We start from the raw sequence: 23152 nt of genomic DNA, 5'->3' as shown, positions 1-23152 counted from the left end.
CCTCGGTTCACCGCAGCCCGACCGTACGGCGCACGGTGATCTGATCGATGTCCGAGGTCCGCACGGTCAGGGTCAGTTCCCAGTCGCCGGGCATCGGCACCTGGAAACCGGCGACCGTCCAATGGCCTTCCGACACCCTGGCCAGCGGTACGGGAAGCGGGCCGATCCTGGTGGACGGCGAGGTCAAGGACACCTCCACCGCCGGGACGTCCAGAGGCGCGTCAGCCGGATCCGTCAGGGTGACGTGGACGCCGTTGGGCCCCGCCCGCCCGGGGTCGAGGATGACGGCGGCGGTACCCGCACCCTGGGGCCCTCCCGTATCGAACGGGATCTCGATGCTCACCGGGCCTTCCGGACGGGAGGCCGCAACGGCTGCCGAAGCCTCCGATCGCGCGGGCTCCGTCGACGTGAGTACGGCGGCCACGACGATCACGCACAGGCCGAGCGCGGCCTCGGCGGCCACCCCTCGGCGAAGCCGTCGCACGGGCGTGCCGGGACCCTCGGGAGTCGCCTGTGCGATCCGCCGCGTCAAGCGCCGCGAGAGGTAGCCCAGGCACAGCAGCACTGCCACGACGGCCGCCTTGGCCGCGAGCAGCAGACCGAACCGGGTTTCCAGCAGGGCGGACGGCGAACCCACCTGTCGCCAGGTCTGGTAGAGCCCGGTGACGACGAGGACGCAGACGCTGACGAAGGCCACCTGCGAGAAGCGCTCGAGGGCGCCGGCCGGAAGATCCGTGCGCCGCAGGAGGAGGAGTGCCAGCACGAACAGCCCGCCGACCCACGTACCGGCGGCCAGCAGGTGTACGGCATCGACCGGCACGGCCACGAGGGGCTGCAGACCCGCCGAGGCGTGCTCCGCACCGGCCCAGGTCCCCGCGAGGCCGGCAGCCGTCAGGGCGGCCCGGCCGAGCAGTGCTCCGGACGGCCGTCGGCCGGCGGGCCATGACGTACCCCGAGGCGCCCACAGGGCGGCGCATCCGGCCAGCAGCGCCAGGCGCACGCCGAGCAGCGCGCCCGTCTTCGTACGGAGGGCATCGCCCAGCTGCGCGACGTCGGCGGTCTCCGCCACCCGGCCGCTGCCCGTGTAGGCGCTACGGAGTACCAGGAGAGCGAGCGTGCAGAGGACGGTCGTCCCCCAGCCGGCCACCAGCGCGCCGCGCAGCAGGCGGTTCTCCCGCCCCTCGGGCCAGCACCACAGGAGCAGGCAGGCCGCACCTATCAGCAGGATCACGCCGATGTACGCGCCGAGCCTGCCTGCCGCGTAGGCCCGGCCGACGAACCCGGCGTCGGGATCACGCGTGCCCAGGCTCGGGGCCACCGCCGTCGCCGACGGCGCACCCACGGAGAAGGTGAAGGCTCCCGCGATGGGATGACTGTCGGCGGAGACCCCTTGGTAGGCCACGGTGTAGGTCCCGTGCGGCAACTCACCGCGCAGCGCCACGGCGTACGTGTTGCCGCCCTCGGCCACGGGGTGGGCATCGTCCACCCTCCGCCCCTGCGGGTCGAGGACCCGCAGGGCATCGGAGGTCACGGCGATCTCTTCGGTGAAGACGAGCGTCACCCGGGAGGGCGGCTCGGCGGTCACCGCTCCCCGGGCCGGCGTGCTGCCCGTGAGAACGGCGTGCGCGTCCGCCTGCGACGCGCCTCCCACCATCAGGCACAAGCCCGCCACCAGGGCAACGATCCAGGAACAGACCCGGGAAGTGGTGACCGTCATCGAACGACCTCCGCCGGATCAGGCGTTGCCGCGCCGGCGCCCGACGAGCACGGCCGCGACGAGTCCCGCCGCGCCGACGGCAATCCCCAGACCGCCGAGCCACCGTGCCGTGCTGTCATCAGCCTCGGCGGATGCCGTGGTGCCCTTGTCGTCGTGGCCCCCGCTCTTGGCGGGCTCGGCCGAGGGCGCGTTCGTGGCTGCTGCCGCACCGTGGTGGTCGTCGGCCGCAGCGGACAGCTTCAGCACGGGAGCCGGGTGCTCCGGCTCCTGCCCCGCGACCGGAGGGTCGATCCACCGCACCACCTCCGAGCTGCTGTAGGTCTGAAGGGCCTTGAGGACGATCTGGTCCGTGTCCTCCGGCAGCTTCCCGAGGGACAGCGGGAACTTCTGGAAGTAGCCGGGCTCTATGCCCTTGCCGTTGGCGGTCCAGGTCACCTTGCTGACGGCTTCGGTGATGCTCTTGCCGTGGACGGTCAGCGGCTTGTCCAGCTTGGCCTTGGTCACCACGATGTCCCAGCCGGCCACCGGCTGGGGCATGACCGAGGCCAGGGGGTGTTCGGTGGGGAACGACACCTCGACCGAGACCGTCGAGGCGTCGGCCCGCTCGTTGGGGACCTTGACGTTCACGGTGGCGTAGCCGCCCTTGGCGGCAGTGCCCTCCGCTTGTACGGAGACGTGGGCGAGGGCGGGCGTCGCCAGTGCGATGAGACCGGCCGCTGCCGTAGCGGCGACGAAGCCGAGGCGGGAGAACGTACGCATGGGAATGACTCCAGGGGGACGGACCCCCGCACGAACCGGACGGCGAACGGCCGGTGCATGAAGGGGAGAAGACACGGGGTGGCGTGAGAGTCCCGTACGCGGTCGACGCGCCGGCCGGGCGGCGTCAGACGAGTACGGCCGTCCCCTGGGGCGGGCCGCGACGGGTCACCTCGTGCAGCAGGAGCGGCATCGATCCGGCCGCTTCGGGGTCACGCCTGCGCGGAGCACACCCGAACCCGGTCACCACGTCCGGAAGGCAGCACTGCCCGGTCCCGAGGCGGATCCGGAGCGCCTGCAGCAGGGTGGAGACCGTCCGGGCCGCGTGCAGGTGGGCGAGTTCGAGGATCCGCCCCGCCGCGGTGTCCCCGCGGTGGAGCACCCACGCGATGCCCGCCGATGCCGCGATGTGGCCGCAGGCCATGGGGACCGTCGGTGCGAACGCGCCCCAGGCGGGCGCGCCCGCCATGTCCATGTGCGCGGTGCCGGGCATGGAGTGGGGCATCGGGCTCGGAGCCCCGGTGCCCGAAGCCCCGGTGCCCAAGGCCCCGGTGCCCGAGAAGAACAGGTGCAGCCCGATCTGGAGGACCGACAGCGTCCCCGCGCTCAGGGGCACCGACAGCCGTTGCCGTGCGAGGGGCGCGAAGAGGAGCGACGACGCTGCCGCCCCTGCGGCCAGGGTGCCGGCCGAGGGGGTCGTGCCGGTCGCCAGGCTGTGGCCGAACGCCGACAGCAGGACGGCGACCCAGGCGAACACGAAGGCGCGGATCAACCACGATCCACGGAGCGGTCGCGGGTATGCGGAGGAGTCCATCTTCACCCCCTCTCGGGTGCGCGGGAGAGTGCGTGACGGCAGTCGGACGGGAGCCGACGGTGCGTCAATCAGCGTGTTCACGAGGCCAGTCGATGCGGATCCGGTCGACGGCGGGCTCACTGTAGCGCCTTGATTAGATGAATATCTAGACACCGGGTGTCGGTCCCCCTAGGCTCACCGCGCCTGATCCATCACAGGGGGAGTCGGACGTGCCAGACAGCAACAAGCAGGTCTCCAGGCGGAACCTGGTCCAGGGCGCCGTGCTCACCAGCGCGGCCCTGGCCGTGAACATCCCGTCGGCCGCAGCAGCCGACGGATCCGCCTCGAGTACCGTCCGGAACACCGTCGGCGAGGGTCGTCTGTTGAACTACACCGAGGGCTCGGCGGCGATGCAGCCGGATCGGACCGTCACCAGTGCCTGCCAGTTCTGCAACTCGAACTGCGCGCTCTCCGTGGGCGTGAAGGCCGAGCGCATCATCAGCGTCAAGGGCGCTGCCGGAGACCCGGTTCAGCAGGGGAACATCTGCGTCAAGGCGCCGATGATGGCCGAGCTGGTCCACAACCCGCTGCGGCTGAAGAAACCGCTGATCCGGACGGGCGGCCGCAAGGGGTCCAAGGACTCCGCCTTCCGCGAGGCCTCCTGGGAGGAGGCACTCGACGTGATCGCCCGGCGGCTCCTCGCCCTGCGGGACGGCGGTGAGGCCGCGGCCATCGCCAATCGCACCAACGGGCGCCTCCCGCGCGGCACCGGCTCCCTGGTCGGCCGGCTCTTCGCCCTGCTCGGCAGCCCGAACAACACGGACGTCGGGCCCGTGTGCAACGACGCGGGCGGCAACGCGCTCAAGGCCACCTTCGGCATGGGGAACTTCACCAACGGGTACGGCACGGACGGCGCCACCGGCAAGGACGACCTCGGCTCGGCCGGATACTTCCTCTTCCTCGGGACCAACCAGGCGGAAACCCACCCCGTCACCTTCGACTACCTGCTGCGCGGGCGCGCGCGTACGAAGGCCAAGCTCGTCGTCGTCGACCCCCGGGAGACCCCGACCGGCGCCCTCGCCGACGAGTGGGTCGCGCCCAAGCCGCACACCGACCTGGCCCTCGTCCTGGGGATGCTCCACCACATCCTCGACAAGAGGCTGTACGACCGGGAGTTCGTCGAGCGCTGGGTCCTCGGCTTCCCGGAACTCAAGGCCCACATGGCGGCCTCGGGCTACACGCCCGACTGGGCGTCCTCGGTCACCGGGGTGCCGGCCGAGACCATCCGGCGCATCGCGCGCGACTACGCCGGGGCCGAGTCCGCGGCCATCTTCTGCAACGCCGGCATCTCGCACCAGCTCGGAGCCTTCGACACCTACCGGGTCCTGACCTTCCTCGCCGCCGTCACGGGCAACATCGGCAAGCTCGGCGCCGGGTGCAACTTCATGCACAACACCTGGCCCGGCGATCTGCACCTGCCCGAACTCTCGGTGCGCACCCCCAAGGTGACCCACGCGCTGCCGGTCGGCCCGGACTACTTCGCCGAGTCGATCCTCACCGGCAAGCCGTACCGCCTGAAGGCGATCATCACCCAGGGCAACCCCCTGATCTCCTCGGCCAACACGGAACGGGTCAAGGAGGCGTTCGGCAAGCTCGAGTTCTACGTCTACACGGGCCTGTTCATGGAGGAAGCCGCCTTCTACGCGGACGTGATCCTCCCCGTCAGCTCGGCCCTGGAGTACGACGGCGTCTACATGCGGCGCGACGACCGGGCCATCCGCTGGCAGGAGGCGGCCGTGGACCGGTGCGGTGATGCGAAGCCGGACTGGGAGATCTGGATCGATCTCGCCCACGCCCTGGCGCGTCACGACCGCCGCAACGCACCCGCCTACTGGACCGACGCCTTCCCCGTGGCCTGGAAGGACTACCCCACGCTGTGGGCGGAGTTCGTCAAGCACACCCCCGGCATGGGAGGAATGACCAGGCGGCGGATGCAGAAGCGCACCGAGCCCCTGCGCTGGCCGTGTCCCACGGCGGAGCATCCCGGTGTCAGCGCGCTGTACCAGGACCACCCGTCCTGGTACGAGGCCGCCGAGTCGCTCGGCGCCGCGAAGGGGCGGCGCTTCCTGACCCCGAGCGGGAAGATCGAGATCTACACCGGGGAACTCGACAAGCAGCTCGCCACCGCCGGGCACGCCGCGCTCCCCGGCTTCTACACCCACCCCGAGGTGACGGGCGCCCACCCCACGATCGCGTACGAGGACCGCTTCGTCGTCAGCCCGATCAACCCGCAGGCCCTCACCCACCCCGTGAAGCTCGGGGTGAAGGGTGACGGGGCCGTCCACCGGGACTACCCGCTCATGGGCATGAGCGGCCGGCCCGGCGTCGTGCACTTCGCCTCCGTCACGCACTGGACCCCCAGCGGCGCGCAGCTCAACGGCATCCGGCTCCTGCAGATCCACCCCGACACGGCGCGGCGTCTCGGCATCGGCGACCGCGACGAGGTGGTCGTCGAGAGCCCGCGCGGCAGCGTCAGGGCCACGGCCCTCTACTGGCCGGGCATCCGGCAGGACACCGTGTTCCTCCCCAACACCTTCGGCCCGTCACAGAAGTTGGCCCAGCAGTTGGGCGGGGTCCGCTACGAGGCGGCGAACACCCTCACCGACGACCGCTACTACGACAACCTGTCCGGGCAGCAGGCGTACAAGTGCTTCGCCTGCCGGGTCTCGAAGGCCGCGGACTGAAACCACCTGCCCGCCCGGCGATCCTCCTCTGCACCACGTCCCCGCCGGGCGACCCGCCCCGCCTCCGCGCGACACACCCCACCGTGCGGAGGCGGGGCACCTTTCGCCGTCCGCGCAAGAGCGAAAACCAGCCTACCTGGGACTCCTTGCGCAAAGATTTGACAACTGTCAAACTAGGGACATGTCACAGCTTGAGGTGATCGAGTCGTCCTGCTGCACGCCCGTCATAGCCGCACCCCTCGACGCCGAACGTGCCACGGACATGGCCAAAATGTTCAAGGCCCTCGGGGACCCGATCCGGCTGCGCCTGCTGTCGATGATCGCGTCCACGCCCGGGGACGGCGAGGTCTGCGTCTGCGATCTGACCAGCCCCTTCGAGCTGTCGGCCCCGACGATCTCGTACCACCTCAAGATCCTCCGCGAAGCCGGTCTGGTGACCTCGGACCGCCGGGGCACATGGGTCTACTACAGCCTCCGCCGTGACCGGCTCGGCAGGCTCTCCGACATGCTCGCGGTTCCCGACACGGGCGCCCTTCCGGCCGCGTCCTAGCCCGGCTCGGGGCGGACCGCCCTAAACAAGGGCGGCGACCGTCGGAGACGGCTCGGTTTCGGGCGTGCGCCGGGCGGACCTCGGCTCCTTGCCCCGCTGGGGCCGGTCGTCGTTGCAGGAGCACGGGCGGTACCAGCCGAGTTCCACGGCTTTGGCCCCGGCCTCGAACCTGCTGCGGGCGCCGAGCCGTTCCATCACGTCGGCGATCATGCGCCGCACGGTGCGCAGCCCTACGCCGAGCTTCTTGCACACCGCTTCGTCGGTCAGTCCCTGCCCCATGAGGCGCAGGAGCTCTCGTTCCACGGGGCTGGGCTCGCTCAACTCCGGCTGGGTCGGGGCGTCCAGCGGCGTCATGCTCTCGCAGAGCCGCTCGAACAACGCGACCAGGCAGGCGAGATAGCCGGCTCCCGTCACCTGGACCGCTCCTGCGGCGGGGTCCTCCGGGTCGACCGAGACCAGTGCCGTCGTGCGGTCGTAGACGACGAACCAGAGCGGCACGGTCGGGAGCGTGCCCACCTTGCCTCCGCTCCGGGACAGCCACCGGGCGTAGGCCAGGCCGGCCCGGTGGTTGTAGATGCTCTCGCGGTAGATGTTCCAGACGGAGACACCCCGCGCCAGCATGTCCTGATCGAGCGGGCGCCGTGCTTGCAGGGACTCGGTGCCGTTCATGTCCGAGGGCAGCAGGTACACGCACTCGCCGGTGGTCTTCGCGGCGAGGTGTTCCATCCGTGCGTGGATCTCCGTGGGTGACACCAGGCGTTCCCAGCCTGCGTGCGGACCCTGCCCCTGGGCGTCCTCGAACTCCTCGGAGAGTCGGTCCATGGCCGCCTTGAGGTCCACGAACTCCTGGTGGCGGCGCAGGATTTCGGAGTGTTCCCGCTGCAGCAGCGTCCGGAGGGTGAGCGGGGGCCGGGCCGGGACCAGGGTGCCGCCCACGGGGCGGAGCAAGGAGAGTTCGAGCAGCCGGTCCACGCTCTGGCGTATCGCGTCCTCGGGGGCGCGAATGCCGCCCAGCAGGGACTCCAGTCGGCAGCCCTGCCGGCTGAGCGCGAAGCGGTAGATCTCGTGCGCCAGCTCGTCCAATCCCAGTGACTGCAACATCCGCGCCCCCAGGGTGTGTTGCTGAATCGAAGTTCTTCAAGATAACACGGAGGGTGTTCAGGTCAGGTTCAGATCCAGTCAACTTCGATCACGCGAGGCAGCATGTTGCACGGCAACTAACTGCCCGACGAAGGAGGTTCCCCGCTGCCGTGATTGCCCCGCAGGCTCGTCGGCGTCACCACGGCGCTGCGACGCCACGATCATGGGGAGAAGGCATTGAGCTCGTTCGAGATCGATCCGCGCCTGAAGGCCGAAAGTGTCACGATCCGACCGCTGCAGACCTTCGACAAGCGGGTCAAGCTCCTCGGCTCCAAGAGCTACTCCAACCGCTACCTCGCACTCGCCGCCCTGTCGGGGGAACCGACCACCCTCGAGGGCGCCCTGGTGTGCGACGACACCCAGTACCTCGCCGGCGCCCTGCGCCAGTTCGGGCACGTCGAGGTGGAGATCGACCCGGCCGCCGAGCGCATCACGGTCACCCCCACCGGGCGCAGCATGCGGGCCCCGGCCGAAGAGGTGTACGTCGGCGCGGCCGGTACCCCGATCCGGCTCCTGATCGCCATGGCGGGACACGCCGAGGGCACCACGGTTCTGACCGGAACCAAGCGGATGCAGGAGCGCCCGATGGGCTCGCTCCTCGACGCGCTGCCCGCTCTGGGGGTCACCGCGGAGGCCGTCCGCGGCAACGGCAGCCCGCCCGTCAAGGTCACGGGCCCGAGCTTCCGCGGCGGCGCGACGCGCATCAGCGGGGCGGTGAGCTCGCAGTTCACCTCCAGTCTGCTGATCAATGCCACGCGGGCCGAGCAGGACACCGAAGTCCACGTCGTCGACGACCTGGTCTCCAAGCCTTACGTCGAGATGACCATCGCCGCGCTCGCCGAGATGGGGGTCGTGGTGGAGCGGGAGGGCTACACCCGCTTCACCGTGGCCGCCGGCCAGAAACTGCGCGGTGGCACGGTCACCGTGGAGCCCGACGCCTCCGGCATGTCGTACTTCCTCGCAGCCGCCGCCGTCCTCGGCGGTACGGTCACCATCCCCGGCATCGGCAAGGGGTCCAAGCAGGGCGACGTGGGCCTGGTGGCCGCACTGGCCCGCATGGGCTGTACCGCCGAGATCGGCGACGACTCCATCACCCTGACCGGCGGCGAACTGCGCGGCATTGACATCGACATGGAAGCGATGCCCGACGTCGTCCCGACCCTCGCCGTCGTCGCCGCCTTCGCCCGGGGCACCACGCACATCAGCAACATCGCCAGCCTCCGGATCAAGGAGTGCGACCGCATCGCCGCCGTCACCGCCGAGCTGCGCAAGATGGGCATCACCGTCGAGGAGCACCCCGACGCGATGACCATCACCGGCGGAACACCCCACGGCGCGGTCATCGACACCTACGACGACCACCGCATCGCCATGTGCTTCGCCATCGCCGGACTGCGCACCGAAGGCGTCGTCATCACGGACCCCGGCTGCGTCGCCAAGTCGTTCCCGACCTTCTGGCGGGTGCTGGATTCGCTGCACGACGGCACCACGAGCACCTTGTGACCGAGGGAACCCCGTCCCCCCTCGCCGGCATTGCGCCGAGCGTGCCACCCGATGACCGTACAAGGACAGGAGATCTCCCGATGACACCTCGCCCGAGACTGGCTCTCGTAGGCGACCGCAGTGACCGCGTGCCCGCCCACGCCAAGCTGGACGAAGTCGCACCCCGCTTCGGCGTCGACGTCGACTGGATCCCCAGCGCCGCCGTGACCGAGGCCATCGCCGAGTACGACGGCATCTGGGTGGTGCCCGGATCGCCCTACGAGAGCCAGGCGAACGTCCTGCTGGCGATCCGTACGGCGCGCACGCTGGGCATCCCCTACCTGGGGACCTGCGGAGGCTTCCAGCACGCGCTCATCGAGTACACCCGCAACGTCCTCGGCATCGAGGACGCGGAGGACGTCCAGTACGACGCGGATGCGTCGACGCCGCTGATCGTCCCCCTCGCGTGCTCGCTCGTGGGGGAGACCGCGCCCCTGGAGCTCGCCGCCGGAAGCCGGCTGGCCTCCGTGTACCCGGGGCGCGAGTCGACGGTGGAGACCTATCACTGCAAGTACGGGCTCAATCCGGACTACGAGGAGACGATCCTCGACAGCGACCTCCGCATCAGCGGCTGGGACGCGGAGAAGGCGCCCCGGGCGATCGAGCTGCCCGGCCATCCGTTCTTCATCGGCAGCCTGTTCCAGCCCGAGCTGTCGTCCACGGCCGACGAACTGCACCCGCTCATCAGGGGTTTCCTGGCTGCCGTTGCCGAACGGGCGGGCTCCGGTGTCCCACGTACGGCCACGGCGGCGTCCGTCGTCATGTAACTCCACCTGAACAGCGGCTGGTTGTGGCGAGATGTCGACCGTCGGCGGTCGTCGCGACCATTGACACGACGATCTCTCTGATTCGATACTTGTGTAAGTAAAGAGAGTTCGAATCAAGCGTGAGAGAGGAGCAATGGTCATGACCACGAACTCGACCGAGGCTGCCGAGCAGGAGCCCGTCGGCGGCTTCATCACCGACCCGACGGCCACGGCCGGCGTCTCCCAGGGCGGCTGTTGCGGCGAGCCCGCCGACGAGACCGGAGCGGTTCAGGGCGGCCAGAGCGGTGGCTGCTGCGGCGAGCCCGCCGGCGACAGCTGAGGAAGGCGCCTTCGCGATGACCGACACTGCCCAGGGCCAAGAGTCCGATACGGCGACGCACCTGCTGGACGCCTTTGACACGGAACGCGCCCTGACCACGCTCCAGGCCCTGTGCGCACCGGACATGTCCGGTCGTGCGCCGGGCAGTGCCGGGCACGCGCTGGCCACGGAGTTCCTCGCATCGACGCTGGCTTCCCACGGCCTGTCGCCCGGCCTCGACACCTTTCCCATCCGCGAGGTGATGAGACTCGCGGCGCAGCCCTCCTGCCGCGTGGACGGGTCGGGATTCACCCGCGACCTCGTCCACCGAGCGGAGTTCGCGGAGAATCCCCGTTCGGGCCCCATGCCGGCGGCGCTGACGGGCACCGTGTCCGAAGCCGCCGGGACGGGGGAGTGGGCCGCCCTGCTCAAAGTCCCGCAGGGCGACGCCTTCGCAGCGCTGGCCGACGAGCTCGTGGCGCGCGGCGCCATCGGGATCCTGACCGCGCAGAACGCCGACGCCTCCGGGTACCTCACCAAGCGGGTCCAAGGCCCGCCCCCGGTGAGCCTCCCGGTGATCGCTCTTCGCCCTGACGTGCTCGCGGCCTCCATCGGAGGCGCGGTCACCGCACACGTACCCCTGGTGCGCGAGCCTGCCACGGGCACCAACATCATCGCGACCCTGCCCGGAGCGGACCCGGACGCCCGCCCCATCCTGCTCACCGCGCACTACGACGGTGTGGGGGCCGACCCCGAGCTGCACTTCCCCTGTGCGGGCGACAACGCCAGCGGGACCGCGGTGCTGTGCGAAGTGGCCCGAGTGCTGACCTCAGCGGCTCCTCTGGCCCGGCCGGTCGTCTTCGCCCTGGTCGACGCCGAGGAGATCGGCACGATCGGTTCCGGCCATCATGCCCGCCGTCTGCGCGAGCAGGGCATCGTGCCCGACGTCCTCAACGTCGACATGGCCGGAAAGGACAACGGGAAGGTCGCGGTCGAACTGGGACCGGCCGACCCCAGCCCCACGGGCGTCATCGCCGCGCTCGACAGCGCGGGACGACGCCTGGGGATCCAGCTGTACGCGGGCACGGTCTCGTCGGACAACCGGCGGTACGCCTCGGCGGGCTTCCCCGCCGCAGGCATCGGCTTCGGGGCCGCGCACTACCACTCGCCCCTCGACGCCCCGGACCGGATCGAACCCGAGGCGCTTCGCAAGGCCGGCCATCTCGTGCTGGCCGCCGTGCACCACCTTGCAACCCAGAACTGATCCGCATTCACCACCCCCTTTTCTTCTTGAGGAGTTTCGCCATGGCCGCGGCCCCGCAGTCCGTCTCCACCCAGCTGATCCAGCTCGCCCCCGCCGTCGGGGAGCTCCACGCGACGTTCTCCAAGGGCTACCAGGAGTTCTTCGGCGCCGTGTTCGACCACGACGCCCTCGAGCCCAAGACCCGTGCGGCGGTCGCCCTGTGCGCAGCGCTCATGCAGGACCGCGAGGAGACCGTGCGCTCCTTCCTGGCCGCCGCCAAGAAGCTGGGTCTGAAGAACGAGGAGATCGGGCAGATCGCCGGCATCGTCGAGGCCATGAAGCTCGACTCCCTGCAGCGCCCCGCCGTCCAGGCAGTCGCCGCCGCGGCCAAGAAGGCCAACACCTGCTGCTAGCAGCGCTCTTGATCCATTCCGACCCTCATCTCGAAGGATCGCGGCAGTGACTGACCCATCCAAGACAGGTGCCGGTTTCGTCGTCGTGCTCGGCGGCCGCAGCGAACGGGAGCTCGGCGTCGTACGAGACCTGGGCTACCGCGTGCTCCTCGTGGACGAGCAGGTGCCCTGGCACTGCATGTCCTGGGCCGACGCCCATCTCGACGTCGACCTCGACGACGGGGACGCGGTGGCCGACGCGATACGCGGGGAACTGGGCGACGCGCCCCTCGCGGCCGTGCTGACCCACACCGAACCGCGGCTGCCGCTCATGGCCCGGCTGAACAGCCGGCTCGCCCCCGGCGCACCGGGCCTCGACGAAACCGCGGCCGCCAACTGCCGTGACAAGTGGCTCACCCGTACCGTGCTGAGTGAAGCGGGCCTGCCCGTACCCCGCTTCGCGCGGGCCGACACGGTGGCCGAAGCGGCAGCCGCGGCAACCGACTTCGGGTATCCCGTCGTCGTCAAGCCCCGGGACGGAGCCGGTGCTTTCGGCGTCCGCTGTTGCCCGGACGAGTCGGCCCTGCGCAAGGCGGTCGCCGCGCTGCTCGACGCACCCCCCGGGCCCCTGCCGGGAGTCCTGGTCGAGGAGTACGTGGACGGGGCCGAGTACGCCGTCCAGACGATCACCCATGGCGCCGACACCACCGTGCTGAGCGTCTTCCGGCAGCACATGACGCCCCCGCCGGTCTTCGTCGAGCTGGGCTACGAACACCCCAGCGGCCTGTCGGGCGCGGACCACGACGAGCTCGCGAAGCTGATGCAGGACGCGCTCGCCGCCTTGGGCCTGAAGGACTGGATCAGCCACACCCAGATCCGTCGCGGTCCCGACGGCTTCCGCGTCATCGAAGTCAACGCACGCCGTCCCGGCGGCCGGCTGGTGGAGATGACCACGGCGGTCAGCGGCGTCGACATGACGGAGGCCGTCACGCGCCAGGTCCTGGGCCTGCCCCAGGCCGCTGCCGGGCCCACGGTGCCGTTCGCCCGCTACACGAGCATCGTGTTCGACACGGCCGGCACCGTTCTGTACGACGAGTACACGCCCGATCCGGGACCGTCGAGTCCCATCGTCGAGGTCGAGGTCGCTCCGGGGGAGACCGTACAGCCCAAGGAGCACCCCAACGGCGGCGTCTACGGGCGCATCGTCGTCTACGGCGAGACCGCCGAGGAGCTCGACCGCGCCGAGCAGGGCGTCCGCGCCGCCTTGAACCTGCAGGTCGTGTTCACGGACGGCCTCGAACCGGCCGCGACCGACAGCCGCGAATTCAAGTCGTGCTGCTGAGGTGGCCCACATGACCCTCACCCAGCCCGCCCTCGGAGCGTCGGGGCGGCACAGGATCGACGTCCTCTCCACGATCCACGAGGCCGATGCCGAGGAGTGGAACCGCGTCGTCGCTCTCGCGGGCGGGAGCATCTTCCACACGTGGCAGTGGCTCGCCGCGTTCGAGGACGCCCCGCCCGGCAGCTTCGAGCCCCGCCACCTCCTGGCCTACGAGGACAACAGGCTGGTGGCCGTGTGCCCCAGCTTCCTGGTGCACACGTGTCCCCGCCTCTCCTACCTCGCGGAGCTGGCCCGGCTCCCTCTGGACGGTCCCGTTCTCCTGGCCCACAGCCTCGCCGCCCTCGAAGGCGGGCCCCTGGCCGTCCCCGGCCACGAGGACGCGATCGTGTCGCTCGTGACCTCGCTGGAGACGACAGCCCGGGAAAGCGGTGCGCGGACCTGGGGCGTGGCCAACGCCGCCGCGGGTGATCCGATCGGGCTGCTGATGCGGCACGGCTACGCCACGGCGCACATCACGACCTCGTACCGCTGCACCACGAACGTTCCCTCGGCGGCCGAGTACTGGAACTTCGCCGAAGGGCGCCTGCGCCGGAAGCTCGCCAAGGAGCGCCGGGTTTCGGGGCGGGGCATCACGGTGGCGGAGAACGCGGCGGACGCGGACGCGGACACGCTCGTCCGGCTGGTCCACTCCCTCCTGAAGGACCGGGGCACTCCCACCGACGTGCTCCCCGAAGCGTTCCTGAAGGCGATGAAGACCCGGCTGGCACCCTTCGAGCACACCCTCACGGCCGTCGACGACGATCGGCAGACCGTGGGGATCTTCGCCGGCTGGCAGTTCGGATCGACGCTGTCGATGTGGCTGGCGGGGCTCGACACGGAGCGGCTGTCCTCGTTCGTCCCGTACCGGGCGATGGCGGCGCGCCTGGTGGACGGTGCAGTCGCCGGGGACGTGGCGTCGATCGACCTCGGCCGGTCCAACGGGCCGGAGAAGCGCAAGCTGGGCGCCCACCCCGTACCCCTCCACCTGGCGCTGAACACCTCCGACCGGGGCGACAGGGCTGCACTGCACGCGGCGTGCCAACGGCTCGAACAGCGGTGTCAGGGCCCCGACGAGCAACTCGACATGAGCAAGAGGTGCTGCTGATGGACGCGGATACGCGCCCCACCGTGGCATGCGTCTCCGGCCGCCGCGTCGTCGATGTCCTCAACGACCTCGGCGTACGGTCGGTCCTCCTCGGCGACCCCACCCCGCTGGACCTGGCGTGCCAGGTCGACGTCCCGCTCGACACCGACCTCGGGGACTGGCAGGCGGCGGAGGCGGCGCTGCGCCGGCTGCACGCCGCCCGTCCCCTCGACGCGGTCTTCAGCGTCTACGACGCGCACCTGCCGCTGGCGAGCTACCTCGCCGCGCGACTCGGGGTCCGCGGACTCGACCTCCGGGCCGCTCTGACCTGTCACGACAAGATCCGCATGAGAACGGCCCTCGCCAGTGGGGGAGTGCGGGTCCCGGACCACCTGCCGGCCGCCGATCCGGCGGACGCGCTGCCTGCCGCGAAGAGGCTGGGCCTGCCCGTGGTCGTCAAGAAGGCGACCGGATCCGGAGGCCGGGGCAGCATGCTGTGCCGGAGCCTCCAGGAGGTGTCCCACGCCGTCGATGTGCTCGGTCCTGCCGCGCTCATCGTGGAGCGGGCCGTCGAAGGACCCGAGTACGCCGTGCAGAGCATCACCAGCGGCGGAAGGACCGAAGTGGTCGGCATCCTGGCGCAGCACGTGGGCCCGGGCCCACGGCAGGCGGAGACCGGCTACGACTTTCCCAGCGGGCTCTCCCACGACGTGGAGAACGAACTGGCGGTGTTCGTCACCGAGGCCCTGGCCGTACTCGGCTTCGACCACAGCGTCTCCCACACCCAGGTGCGGCTGACCGAGGACGGCCCCGTCCTCATCAACGTGGCTGCCCGCCCGCCCGGCGGCCAGCTGTGGGCCGCGACCGAGCGCGTGAGCGGCATCGACCTGACGCGGGCCGCCGCGGAGATCGCACTCGGGCTCCCGGTCACGCGGAGCACCCCCGGCGCGACGCGCGTGTTGTACCGGTGCGTGACCTTCGACCGGCCCGGCCGTGCCTGGTACGACCTCGACGGCATCGACGCTCCCGCGGTCACGCTCGACGTCGACCCCGGCGACCGCGTCCGGAGCGTCGACGACCCGCAGGGCGGCAGCTACGGCCGCATCGTGGTCTACGGCGACGACCCCGCGGAGCTGGAGAGCAGATACCGCACCATCCTCGAATCGCTCGGCCCCCGCGTCGAGCCAGACAACCAGTAGGTGATGGTTCCGTGCCCCCTCGCGTCCTCGTCCTCAGTGGACAGCGCACCGTACAGCAGCTGAAGGAACAGACCGACTACGACGTCGTGTTCGCCGAAGAGAACATGTCGATCGAGCAGGTGATGCTCGCCGACTACCCGCTGGAGGTCGACTTCGGTGACTGGGACGAGGTGACGGCCCTGGTGGCCGCGGCTCACGCGGACCAGCCCATCGACGCCGTCGTCACCGGAGTCGAACGCCTCGTGCCCCTCGCAGGGCGTCTGCGCGCCGAGTTGAAGCTCGAACACGGCATCACCGAGCAGGCCGCCCGCGCCTGCATCGACAAGGCCGAGACCCATCGGCTCCTTGCGGCCGCCGATGTCCCCGTGCCCCGTAACCGGGTGGTCGGCGGAATCCTGGAAGGCGGCGAGGCCGCCCAGGAACTCGGGCTTCCCGTCGTGGTGAAGCCGCGCGACGCCTCCAGCGCCGCCGGCCTCAAGTACTGCGAGACCCGGGGCGAGGTGGAGGGGGCGGTGGGCGACATCCTGGCCGCCGGACGGGACTCGGCCCTCATCGAGGAGTACGTGACGGGACCCGAGTTCGGAGTGTTCGCCGCCCGGATCGGGGGGCGGACCCAGGTCGTCTGGGTCGTCGAGGGCGAGGTCGGGCCACCGCCGACCTTCGTGAAGGTCGGCGGGTACTTCCCCAGCCGGCTCGACGAGGTGCGACGGGCGGAGCTCGACGAGCTCGCGGACCGCGTCCTGGCGGCCGTCGGACTGGACGACTGGGTCGCGGCCCTCCAGTTCACCCTCACCTCCGACGGCTGGCGTGCCGGCGAGATCAACCCCAGGGTTCCCGGCGGGCAGGCCGTCGAGATGATCCGGTCCACCACCGGCTACGAGCCCAGCCTCATCGCCACCGAGGCCGCTCTCGGACGCCATGCGGAGCCCCGGGCCGCCAAGTTCGGATTCGGGCTGTACCGCAGCATCGTCTTCGACGTGGGCGGGCGCATCGACTACAACGCGCAGGCCGTCGGTTCGCTGACCGGCCTGGAGTCCGTATCGCCGCCGTTCGTCGAGTTCGACGTCGCACCGGGTGACGCGGTCCTGCCCGTGGAGCATCCGCGGGGCGGAGCCTTCGGGCGCATCGTGCTGGCCGGCGAGAGCGCAGAGCAGCTGGAGCGCGACTACGCCAAGGTCATGGAGCAGCTCGCGGTCCGGCTGGTCGACGACACGGCGGCTGCCGCCGCCGTGGATCGTGCGCACACCAGCTGCTGCTGACAACTGACAACTGGGGCTTCTGCAACACCTGTTGACGGTCAACCAGATCACGTGATTCGATACTTTTGAAAGTATCGAATCAACAAGCGTGGAGAGGAGGAACCCATGGCTGAGGACATGATCGGATCCGGCTGCTGCGAGAGCAGCGGTGTCGAGGACGTCGCCGAGGACGGCCAGGAGTGCGGCTGCGCCTGCGCTTGCTGCGACTAGCCCTCCGAGTAGCCCCTCAGGGGCACACGGCGGGCCGCGCTCCGTCGGAGTGCGGCCCGCTCCCACCATCAACCCACGACACCCAGAGGGGGGTCGACGTTGAACGAATCGCTTCGTGCCCTGCGCTTCATCTATGGCTACCCGCTGCGCTACCGCCGCGAGATCATCACCGCCACGGTGGTCATGTTCCTCGGCCTCCTCGGCAACATAGCCGTGCCGCTCCTGATGCGGTCCGCCATCGACATCGGAGTCCTGGGCGGAGAGTCCGGCAGCCTGCTCACCACATCGCTGGGCGTACTCGCCGCCGGTGTGGTCACCACGGCCCTGCTGCACTACGGCAAGCGCATGCGGTTCTCGGTAGCCAGCAAGGCAGTCAACGACCTGCGGGAGGACCTCTTCCGCAAGCTCGTGCACCTGGGCCCCGCCGACGTGGCGGAAGCCTCCGGCGGCCGGGCGCTCACCCGGCTCATCTCCGACGCGGTCGCCGTCCGCGGACTGACCAACGGCGGTCTCCTGGAGCTGCTCAACCAGGTGCTGGTCACGCTCGCCATGCTGATCACGGCGCTGATCATCGACGCCCGGACGACCCTGCTGGCCCTCATCCCCCTGGTCTTCGTGGCCATCGGGAACTTCACGGTCCAACTGCGCCTGCAGCGGGCCTTCATCGAACTCAAGGGCCAGTTCACCAAGCTGCTCGCCGGCGTCGGCGAGTCCCTCGCCAACATCAACGTGGTCAAGTCGTACGGCCGCGAGACGGACGCGTCGGACCGCCTGAACAAGGTCAACGAGGCGCACTCGGCCCGCGACGGCCAGATGAAGCGCACGTACAGCCGCTGGGAAGCCGCCCTCAACGTCATCGGCGGTCTCCCGACCCCGATCGCCCTGTGGGCCGGAGGCAACGCGGTCCTTGCCGGCACCAGCACCGTGGGTGACCTCGTCGCCGTCGTCGCGCTGGTCATGATGTTCCAGATGAGCATCCACATGCTCGCCATGCACACCAACGGGGCGTTCCGCAGCGTGGTGACCGCGCAGCGTCTGCTGCGCATCATCGACGCCCCCTCCGTCCTCAGCACCCGTGAGGGCAGCGAGGAGATCCCGACGCTGGGCGCGCTCCACGCCACCGGCATCGAGGTGGACATCGCCGGCCGACGGATCCTGGACAAGGTCGACTTCCACGTGAAGGCGGGCGAGACCGTCGCCCTGACCGGTCCCACCGGCAGCGGCAAGTCCACCCTCCTGCACGTACTGGCCCGCCTGCGCGACCCGGACTCCGGCACCGTCACGTACGACGGCGCAGACGCCCGCTCGTACGCACCGAGCGCCCTGCGCCGGCGCATCGTCTGCCTGCCGCAGCGACAGTGGATCTTCGAGGGAACCCTCGAGGACAACGTCCGCTTCGCCCGCCCCGAGGCCACCCGCGCGGAGACGGCCGACGCCGTCGAGGCCGCCGGACTCTCCCACATACCGCTCGACCGCCGCTTCGGAGCGAGCACCCTCGACCTGTCGGCGGGGGAGCGCCAGCGCATCGGCCTCGCCCGCGTCCTGCTCGTGGACCCCGAGATCCTGCTGCTCGACAACCCCACGGCGAACCTGGACGCCGAGACCGAGGCCGAACTCCTGGAGACCGTCCTGCGAGTCCGCCGGGGCCGCACCCTGATCATCGCCTCGCAGCAGGCCGCGGTCAGCAGCTACGTCGACCGCACCGTCAGCCTCGCCTCCCGGGAGTCATCGGTGGACGCCACGGCCACGCTCGCCGGCGCGACCACCCTCGAGGGAGGAAAGGAATCATGACCACCACCGCGCCCGCGGAAGTCCTGGACGGCAAGGAGACCTGGCGGACGCTCCTGCGAGCCGTCCGGCGGTTCCTTCCCTACCTGAAACCCCACTGGTTCTGGCTCAGTGTCGCCACGGCCATGGCCGTCGTGAACACCATCGCCACCATCGCGGTCATGTACACGGTGATGGCCGGCATCGGGCACATCGTCATCGGCGACATGGAAGCCGTCCGGTCGACGGCGCTCAACCTCGTCCTGCTGACGGTCGTCGAGAACGTCATCCGCATCACCTACAACTCGGCGATGATCCGGGTCAACGAGCGCCTGACGGTGACGATCCGCAACGACCTCGTGGCCCGCCTGCACAACGTGCAGCTCTCGCGGCACGTGTCCCAGGCCAGCGGCGAGTGGGTCACCAGGGTCCTCTTCGAGGCCAACCGGTTCAGGGGCTTCCTGACGAAGACCCTGATGGAAGTCACCAACAGCGTCATCTGGTTCATCGCCTTCGCCGTCTTCCTGCTGGCCCTCAGCCCCGCCGTGGCCCTGCCCACCCTCGTCATCATCCCCCTGATGACGTGGATCTCGGTCAAGTGGACCGTGCGCCTGCGACCCGACACCCACGCACAGCGCGAGGGCTGGGACCAGATGGTCGGCTACATGAACCAGCGGATCGACGGCCTGGAGGACATCCGCTCCTTCGGCCAGGAAGAGGCGGTCCTCGCCGATCTGCGCGGGCGCTCCGAGGAGTACAGCACGGTCCACAACCGGCTCTCCCGCAAGCGGCTCTGGCTCACGTCGCACCTGGGCTTCAGCGTGTTCCTCGCCCTGGCCCTGCTGATCTTCTTCGGCGGCCTGCAGATCATCAACGGACACCAGCTTGGTTCCGGATTCTTCTTCGACATGGCCTCCGGCATGATGCCGATGACGTGGATGCTCCTGGGCACCGACACCATGATGGCGTCCATGGGCATGGCCTCGGGCACGGCCCTGGCCGCCGGTACCCTCGCGGCCTTCGCGCTCTTCGTCAAGCGCATGCTCAACCCCGTACGGGACCTCGCCGGCATGATCGGCCAGTCGTCCGACATGGCCGCCTCCGCGGCCCGCATCCTCGACGTGCTCGACCTGGAGGAAGAGCAGGGCGGCTCCGGCACCCTGCCGCCGGTCGAGGGAGCCGTCGCCATCGAGGACGTCACCTTCGCCTACGGCGCCGACGGACCCGAGGTCCTCCACGGGATCACCCTGCGCGCCGAGCCCGGCCAGCACATCGGGATCGTGGGCACGAGCGGCGCCGGCAAGAGCACCCTGATGCAGCTGCTGGTCCGGCTCTACACACCGACGAGCGGCACCGTCCGCATCGACGGACACGACCTCACCGACATGAGCAGCTCCTCCGTCCGTTCCCAGGTGCTCCTGGTCACGCAGGAGGCCCAGCTCTTCGACGGCACCGTCGCCGAGAACATCCTCTTCGGCCGGCCCGAGGCCACCGAGGAGCAGGTCGTGGAGGCGGCCCGGGCGGTAGGGGCGTACGAGGTCATCTCCGACCTGCGCAACGGGTTCCAGACCCGGGTCGGCGAACGCGGCTCGCGCCTCTCGGTGGGCGAACGGCAGATCATCGCCCTGGCCCGGGCCATGCTCGCGGACCCCCGCGTCATCGTCCTGGACGAGGCCATCTCCAGCGTCGACCCCGACCGGCAGCGCATCGTCTTCGCCGCGATCCGCCGCCTCCTCGAAGGCCGTACGGCGATCGTCGTCGCCCACTGGCTGACCCTCGTCGAGGACCTCGACCAGGTCTTCGTCCTGGAGGACGGACGCATCGTCGAATCCGGGCGCCCCGTCGAGCTGCTCACCGCGGGCGGCCGACTCACCGAACTGTGCCAGGCCCAGGAGGGCCGCACCCACAAGAACACCACTGGAAAGGACGTCAACCATGTCTGACACGAACCTCGGAAGCATGTTCTGGGACGCCGCCCAGCAGACGCCGGCCGCGCCCGTCGAGGCCCCGAAGGCATCGTCCTGCTGCGGCCCCAAGCCGGCCGCCGACAAGGCCGAGCAGGCGGAGAAGGCCGCACCGGCCGTCCACGTCCACGCGCCGAAGGCGTCGTCCTGCTGCGGCCCGAAGCCCGCGGCCGACGCGGCCGAGGCCCCGAAGAAGTCCTCCTGCTGCGGCCCCAAGCCCGAGGCCGCGGCGGCCGATGCGGCCGCGAAGACCGAGACGGCGGCGAAGACCGACGCGCCCGCCGCGGCGCAGCCGGCGAAGAAGTCCTGCTGCGGCTGACCCCCACCACCCGTCCTCCGAAGGAGAACCGATGACCTGGCGCACGGCCACCACCCAGCCTGCCGCGTGGCACGAGAAGGCGGCGCGACGAGCTGGACCCCGCACCCACAAGGGAGTGGTGCGCCTTGCAGCCGTGACCGGTGCAGTCCTGGCCGCCGTGCTCACGAGCGGATGCGGCCCCTCGAAGCCCGCCGCTCCGGCCGCCACCGGACCGCACGACCTCGACGCGAGCTGCCGCAGCACCAAGACCGACGCCGGTATGGAGGTCACCTTGGCGGTCAGCCCCTGCCCGGCCAAGGGCGGCGGCTCGGCGGGCCAAGCCTCCGTCACCGTCAAGGACGCGGCGGGCAAGGCCGTGGAGGGGGCGAAGGTCGAGGTCAACTCGGAGATGCCCAACATGAAGATGAAGGGCGGCAAGCAGTCCGCGGGAGCGAAGGGCGACGGGTACGAGTCCAAGCTCGTCCTGGGCATGCCCGGCGACTGGCGGATCAGTGTCGTCGTCACCCCGGCGTCCGGCCAGGCCTCCACGACGGTGTTCAACGTGAAGGCGGAGTAGGGGCCGTGCTCAGTACCCGCGCGCGGACCCTGCCCGCCTCCAGCACCGCCGCCCTGGACGCACACGTCAAGAGCTTGCTGGCGGACGGCGCCGACGTCGTCAACCTCACCGGCGGCGAACTCGACTTCCCCACACCGGACCAGGCGTGCGACGGGGGCCGGCAGGCGATCTCCCGGGGGCTGACCCGGTACACCCCGGTCGCCGGCATCGGCCCCCTGCGCGAGGCCGTCGCCCGGCGGCTGGAGACCCACTGGGGATGCTCCTACGCAGCGGCGCAGATCGTCACCACCAACGGCGCCAAGCAGGCCCTCGCCCAGCTCTTCACCGTCCTGTGCGATCCCGGCGACGAGGTGATCCTGCAAGCGCCGTACTGGGTGAGCTTCCCGCACATGATCCGGCTCGCCGGGGCCACGCCGGTCGTGGTGGACACCGCCGACACCGGATTCAAACTCACCCCCGAACTGCTCCGGGCGCACATCACCCCGAGCACCCGGGTCATGCTCCTGAACAATCCCTCGAACCCCACGGGCGTCGTGTACGACCGGCAGGAGCTCCTCGCCCTGGCGCGCGTGGCCGTGGAGCACGATCTCGTCATCGTCAGCGACGAGATCTACGGGGACCTCGTCCACGAGGGCGCCACCTTCACGAGCGTCGCTTCACTCGGGCCGGACATCGCCGAGCGCACGGTCACCGTCGGGGGCTTCTCGAAGACGTACGCGATGACGGGGTGGCGGATCGGCTTCGCAGCCGCCCCGTTGCCGGTGGCCGCGGCCCTGACCGCCGTACAGGGTCACACCAGCTCCGCCCCGTCCTCGATCTCGCAGTACGCGGCGCTCGCCACACTGACCGGCGACACCGACGTCGAGTTGGCCCGCCGAGCGGCCGAACTGAACACCCGCAGGACCCTCATGAGGGACGGCCTGGCCGCCCTGCCGCCCCTGCGTCTGGCGGCGGAACCGCAGGGCGGGTTCTTCGCCCTGGTCGACGTACGGGGCCTCTACCGGCACCCGGACGACGATGCCGGCACCGTCGCCCGCGACCTGCTGGAGCACGCCGGGGTCGCGGTCATGCCCGGCCGCGACTTCGGGGCACCGGACCTGGTCCGCCTCTCGTACGCGGTCGGCGCCGAGGACATCTCCCAGGCACTGCACCGCATCAGCACCCACCTGAAGACCATCAACGATCGGAGAATTCCATGAGCAGCAACGCCACCGCCTTCGAGGTCCACGGCATGACCTGCGGCGGCTGCGCCAAGCGCATCCGTACGGCCATCGTGACGGACCTCGGAGAGGGCACCGAGGTGACCGTCGACCACAAGGCCGGCCGGGTCACGGTCAGCTCCACCGGAGAGTTCGGATCGGATGCCGTCCAGGCGGCCGTCGAGCGCGCCGGCTACAAGTTCGTCGGCACCGCCGCGTGAACCCGCCCCTCAAACTCGCTCTCTTCGCCGTCGGGCTCGCGGTCTGCTTCG

The 23152-nt window shown here is 70.4% G+C and carries 21 protein-coding genes; 17 read left to right on the top strand and 4 right to left on the bottom strand.

What is annotated here, in order from left to right:
* Nucleotides 1-7 precede the first annotated feature (7 nt).
* The 3 genes from OG898_RS32265 to OG898_RS32255 form a co-directional block, all read right to left on the bottom strand.
* Nucleotides 8-1717: a copper resistance protein CopC gene (locus tag OG898_RS32265; protein ID WP_266961754.1), complete on the bottom strand. Its 1710-nt coding sequence runs from the start codon at nt 1715-1717 to the stop codon at nt 8-10.
* A gap of 18 nt (nt 1718-1735) precedes the next feature.
* A complete protein-coding gene (locus OG898_RS32260) occupies nt 1736-2476 on the bottom strand; it encodes a YcnI family protein (RefSeq protein ID WP_266961752.1) in 741 nt (246 codons plus the stop codon).
* 124 nt (nt 2477-2600) lie between these two features.
* Nucleotides 2601-3245: a hypothetical protein gene (locus OG898_RS32255; RefSeq protein WP_266961750.1), complete on the bottom strand. Its 645-nt coding sequence runs from the start codon at nt 3243-3245 to the stop codon at nt 2601-2603.
* Between the two features lie 251 nt (nt 3246-3496).
* Between OG898_RS32255 and OG898_RS32250 the strand changes: the two genes are divergently transcribed.
* Both OG898_RS32250 and OG898_RS32245 read left to right on the top strand, forming a co-directional pair.
* Nucleotides 3497-6010 carry a molybdopterin-dependent oxidoreductase gene (locus tag OG898_RS32250; RefSeq protein ID WP_266961748.1) on the top strand — a complete coding sequence of 838 codons (2514 nt, stop codon included), beginning with the start codon at nt 3497-3499 and terminating at the stop codon, nt 6008-6010.
* Nucleotides 6011-6191: 181 nt separating this feature from the next.
* Nucleotides 6192-6560 carry a helix-turn-helix transcriptional regulator gene (locus tag OG898_RS32245; RefSeq protein WP_250738449.1) on the top strand — a complete coding sequence of 123 codons (369 nt, stop codon included), beginning with the start codon at nt 6192-6194 and terminating at the stop codon, nt 6558-6560.
* Between the two features lie 21 nt (nt 6561-6581).
* Here the strand turns inward: OG898_RS32245 and OG898_RS32240 are convergent, their stop codons facing one another.
* Nucleotides 6582-7661 (bottom strand): helix-turn-helix transcriptional regulator, encoded by a 1080-nt coding sequence (locus tag OG898_RS32240; RefSeq protein ID WP_250738448.1) that lies wholly within the window; start codon nt 7659-7661, stop codon nt 6582-6584.
* A 216-nt stretch (nt 7662-7877) separates the two neighbouring features.
* On the opposite strand from OG898_RS32240, the gene aroA reads away from it, so the two are divergent.
* The 15 genes from aroA (at nt 7878) to OG898_RS32165 (ending at nt 23101) form a co-directional block, all read left to right on the top strand.
* Complete coding sequence (gene aroA, locus OG898_RS32235) at nt 7878-9203, top strand: 3-phosphoshikimate 1-carboxyvinyltransferase (RefSeq protein ID WP_266961746.1); 1326 nt, start codon at nt 7878-7880, stop codon at nt 9201-9203.
* A gap of 80 nt (nt 9204-9283) precedes the next feature.
* Entirely contained in the window at nt 9284-10009 is a 726-nt protein-coding gene (locus OG898_RS32230; RefSeq protein WP_250738439.1) for a hypothetical protein, read from the top strand.
* A 139-nt stretch (nt 10010-10148) separates the two neighbouring features.
* Nucleotides 10149-10328, top strand: coding sequence for a hypothetical protein (locus OG898_RS32225; RefSeq protein ID WP_266961743.1), 180 nt, complete (start codon nt 10149-10151; stop codon nt 10326-10328).
* A 16-nt stretch (nt 10329-10344) separates the two neighbouring features.
* Nucleotides 10345-11571, top strand: coding sequence for a M28 family metallopeptidase (locus OG898_RS32220; protein ID WP_250738435.1), 1227 nt, complete (start codon nt 10345-10347; stop codon nt 11569-11571).
* A gap of 41 nt (nt 11572-11612) precedes the next feature.
* Nucleotides 11613-11963 (top strand): carboxymuconolactone decarboxylase family protein, encoded by a 351-nt coding sequence (locus OG898_RS32215; protein WP_250738433.1) that lies wholly within the window; start codon nt 11613-11615, stop codon nt 11961-11963.
* A 46-nt stretch (nt 11964-12009) separates the two neighbouring features.
* Nucleotides 12010-13284, top strand: coding sequence for an acetyl-CoA carboxylase biotin carboxylase subunit family protein (locus OG898_RS32210; RefSeq protein ID WP_266961741.1), 1275 nt, complete (start codon nt 12010-12012; stop codon nt 13282-13284).
* 10 nt (nt 13285-13294) lie between these two features.
* Nucleotides 13295-14428, top strand: coding sequence for a GNAT family N-acetyltransferase (locus tag OG898_RS32205; protein WP_266961739.1), 1134 nt, complete (start codon nt 13295-13297; stop codon nt 14426-14428).
* A complete protein-coding gene (locus tag OG898_RS32200; RefSeq protein ID WP_250738428.1) occupies nt 14428-15606 on the top strand; it encodes an acetyl-CoA carboxylase biotin carboxylase subunit family protein in 1179 nt (392 codons plus the stop codon). Before OG898_RS32205 ends, OG898_RS32200 begins: the two co-directional genes overlap by 1 nt.
* An 11-nt stretch (nt 15607-15617) precedes the next feature.
* Nucleotides 15618-16865, top strand: a complete 1248-nt coding sequence (locus OG898_RS32195; RefSeq protein ID WP_266961737.1) for an acetyl-CoA carboxylase biotin carboxylase subunit family protein — start codon at nt 15618-15620, stop codon at nt 16863-16865.
* 309 nt (nt 16866-17174) lie between these two features.
* Nucleotides 17175-18866 (top strand): ABC transporter ATP-binding protein, encoded by a 1692-nt coding sequence (locus OG898_RS32190; RefSeq protein WP_250738423.1) that lies wholly within the window; start codon nt 17175-17177, stop codon nt 18864-18866.
* Nucleotides 18863-20785 (top strand): ABC transporter ATP-binding protein, encoded by a 1923-nt coding sequence (locus OG898_RS32185; RefSeq protein ID WP_250738422.1) that lies wholly within the window; start codon nt 18863-18865, stop codon nt 20783-20785. The genes OG898_RS32190 and OG898_RS32185 overlap by 4 nt, the downstream gene beginning before the upstream one ends.
* On the top strand, nt 20778-21125 hold the full coding sequence (locus tag OG898_RS32180) for a hypothetical protein (RefSeq protein WP_250738420.1): 348 nt from the start codon (nt 20778-20780) through the stop codon (nt 21123-21125). The genes OG898_RS32185 and OG898_RS32180 overlap by 8 nt, the downstream gene beginning before the upstream one ends.
* A gap of 31 nt (nt 21126-21156) precedes the next feature.
* Nucleotides 21157-21681, top strand: a complete 525-nt coding sequence (locus tag OG898_RS32175) for a FixH family protein (protein ID WP_266961734.1) — start codon at nt 21157-21159, stop codon at nt 21679-21681.
* Between the two features lie 5 nt (nt 21682-21686).
* Complete coding sequence (locus OG898_RS32170) at nt 21687-22880, top strand: pyridoxal phosphate-dependent aminotransferase (protein ID WP_266961732.1); 1194 nt, start codon at nt 21687-21689, stop codon at nt 22878-22880.
* Entirely contained in the window at nt 22877-23101 is a 225-nt protein-coding gene (locus OG898_RS32165) for a heavy-metal-associated domain-containing protein (protein ID WP_250738414.1), read from the top strand. Before OG898_RS32170 ends, OG898_RS32165 begins: the two co-directional genes overlap by 4 nt.
* Nucleotides 23102-23152 lie beyond the last annotated feature (51 nt).

The sequence above is a fragment of the Streptomyces sp. NBC_00193 genome, assembly GCF_026342735.1.
Lineage (GTDB): Bacteria > Actinomycetota > Actinomycetes > Streptomycetales > Streptomycetaceae > Streptomyces > Streptomyces stoeckheimensis.
The sequence above is the reverse complement of the archived record's forward strand: the minus strand, read 5'-3'. Positions and strand labels throughout refer to the sequence as shown.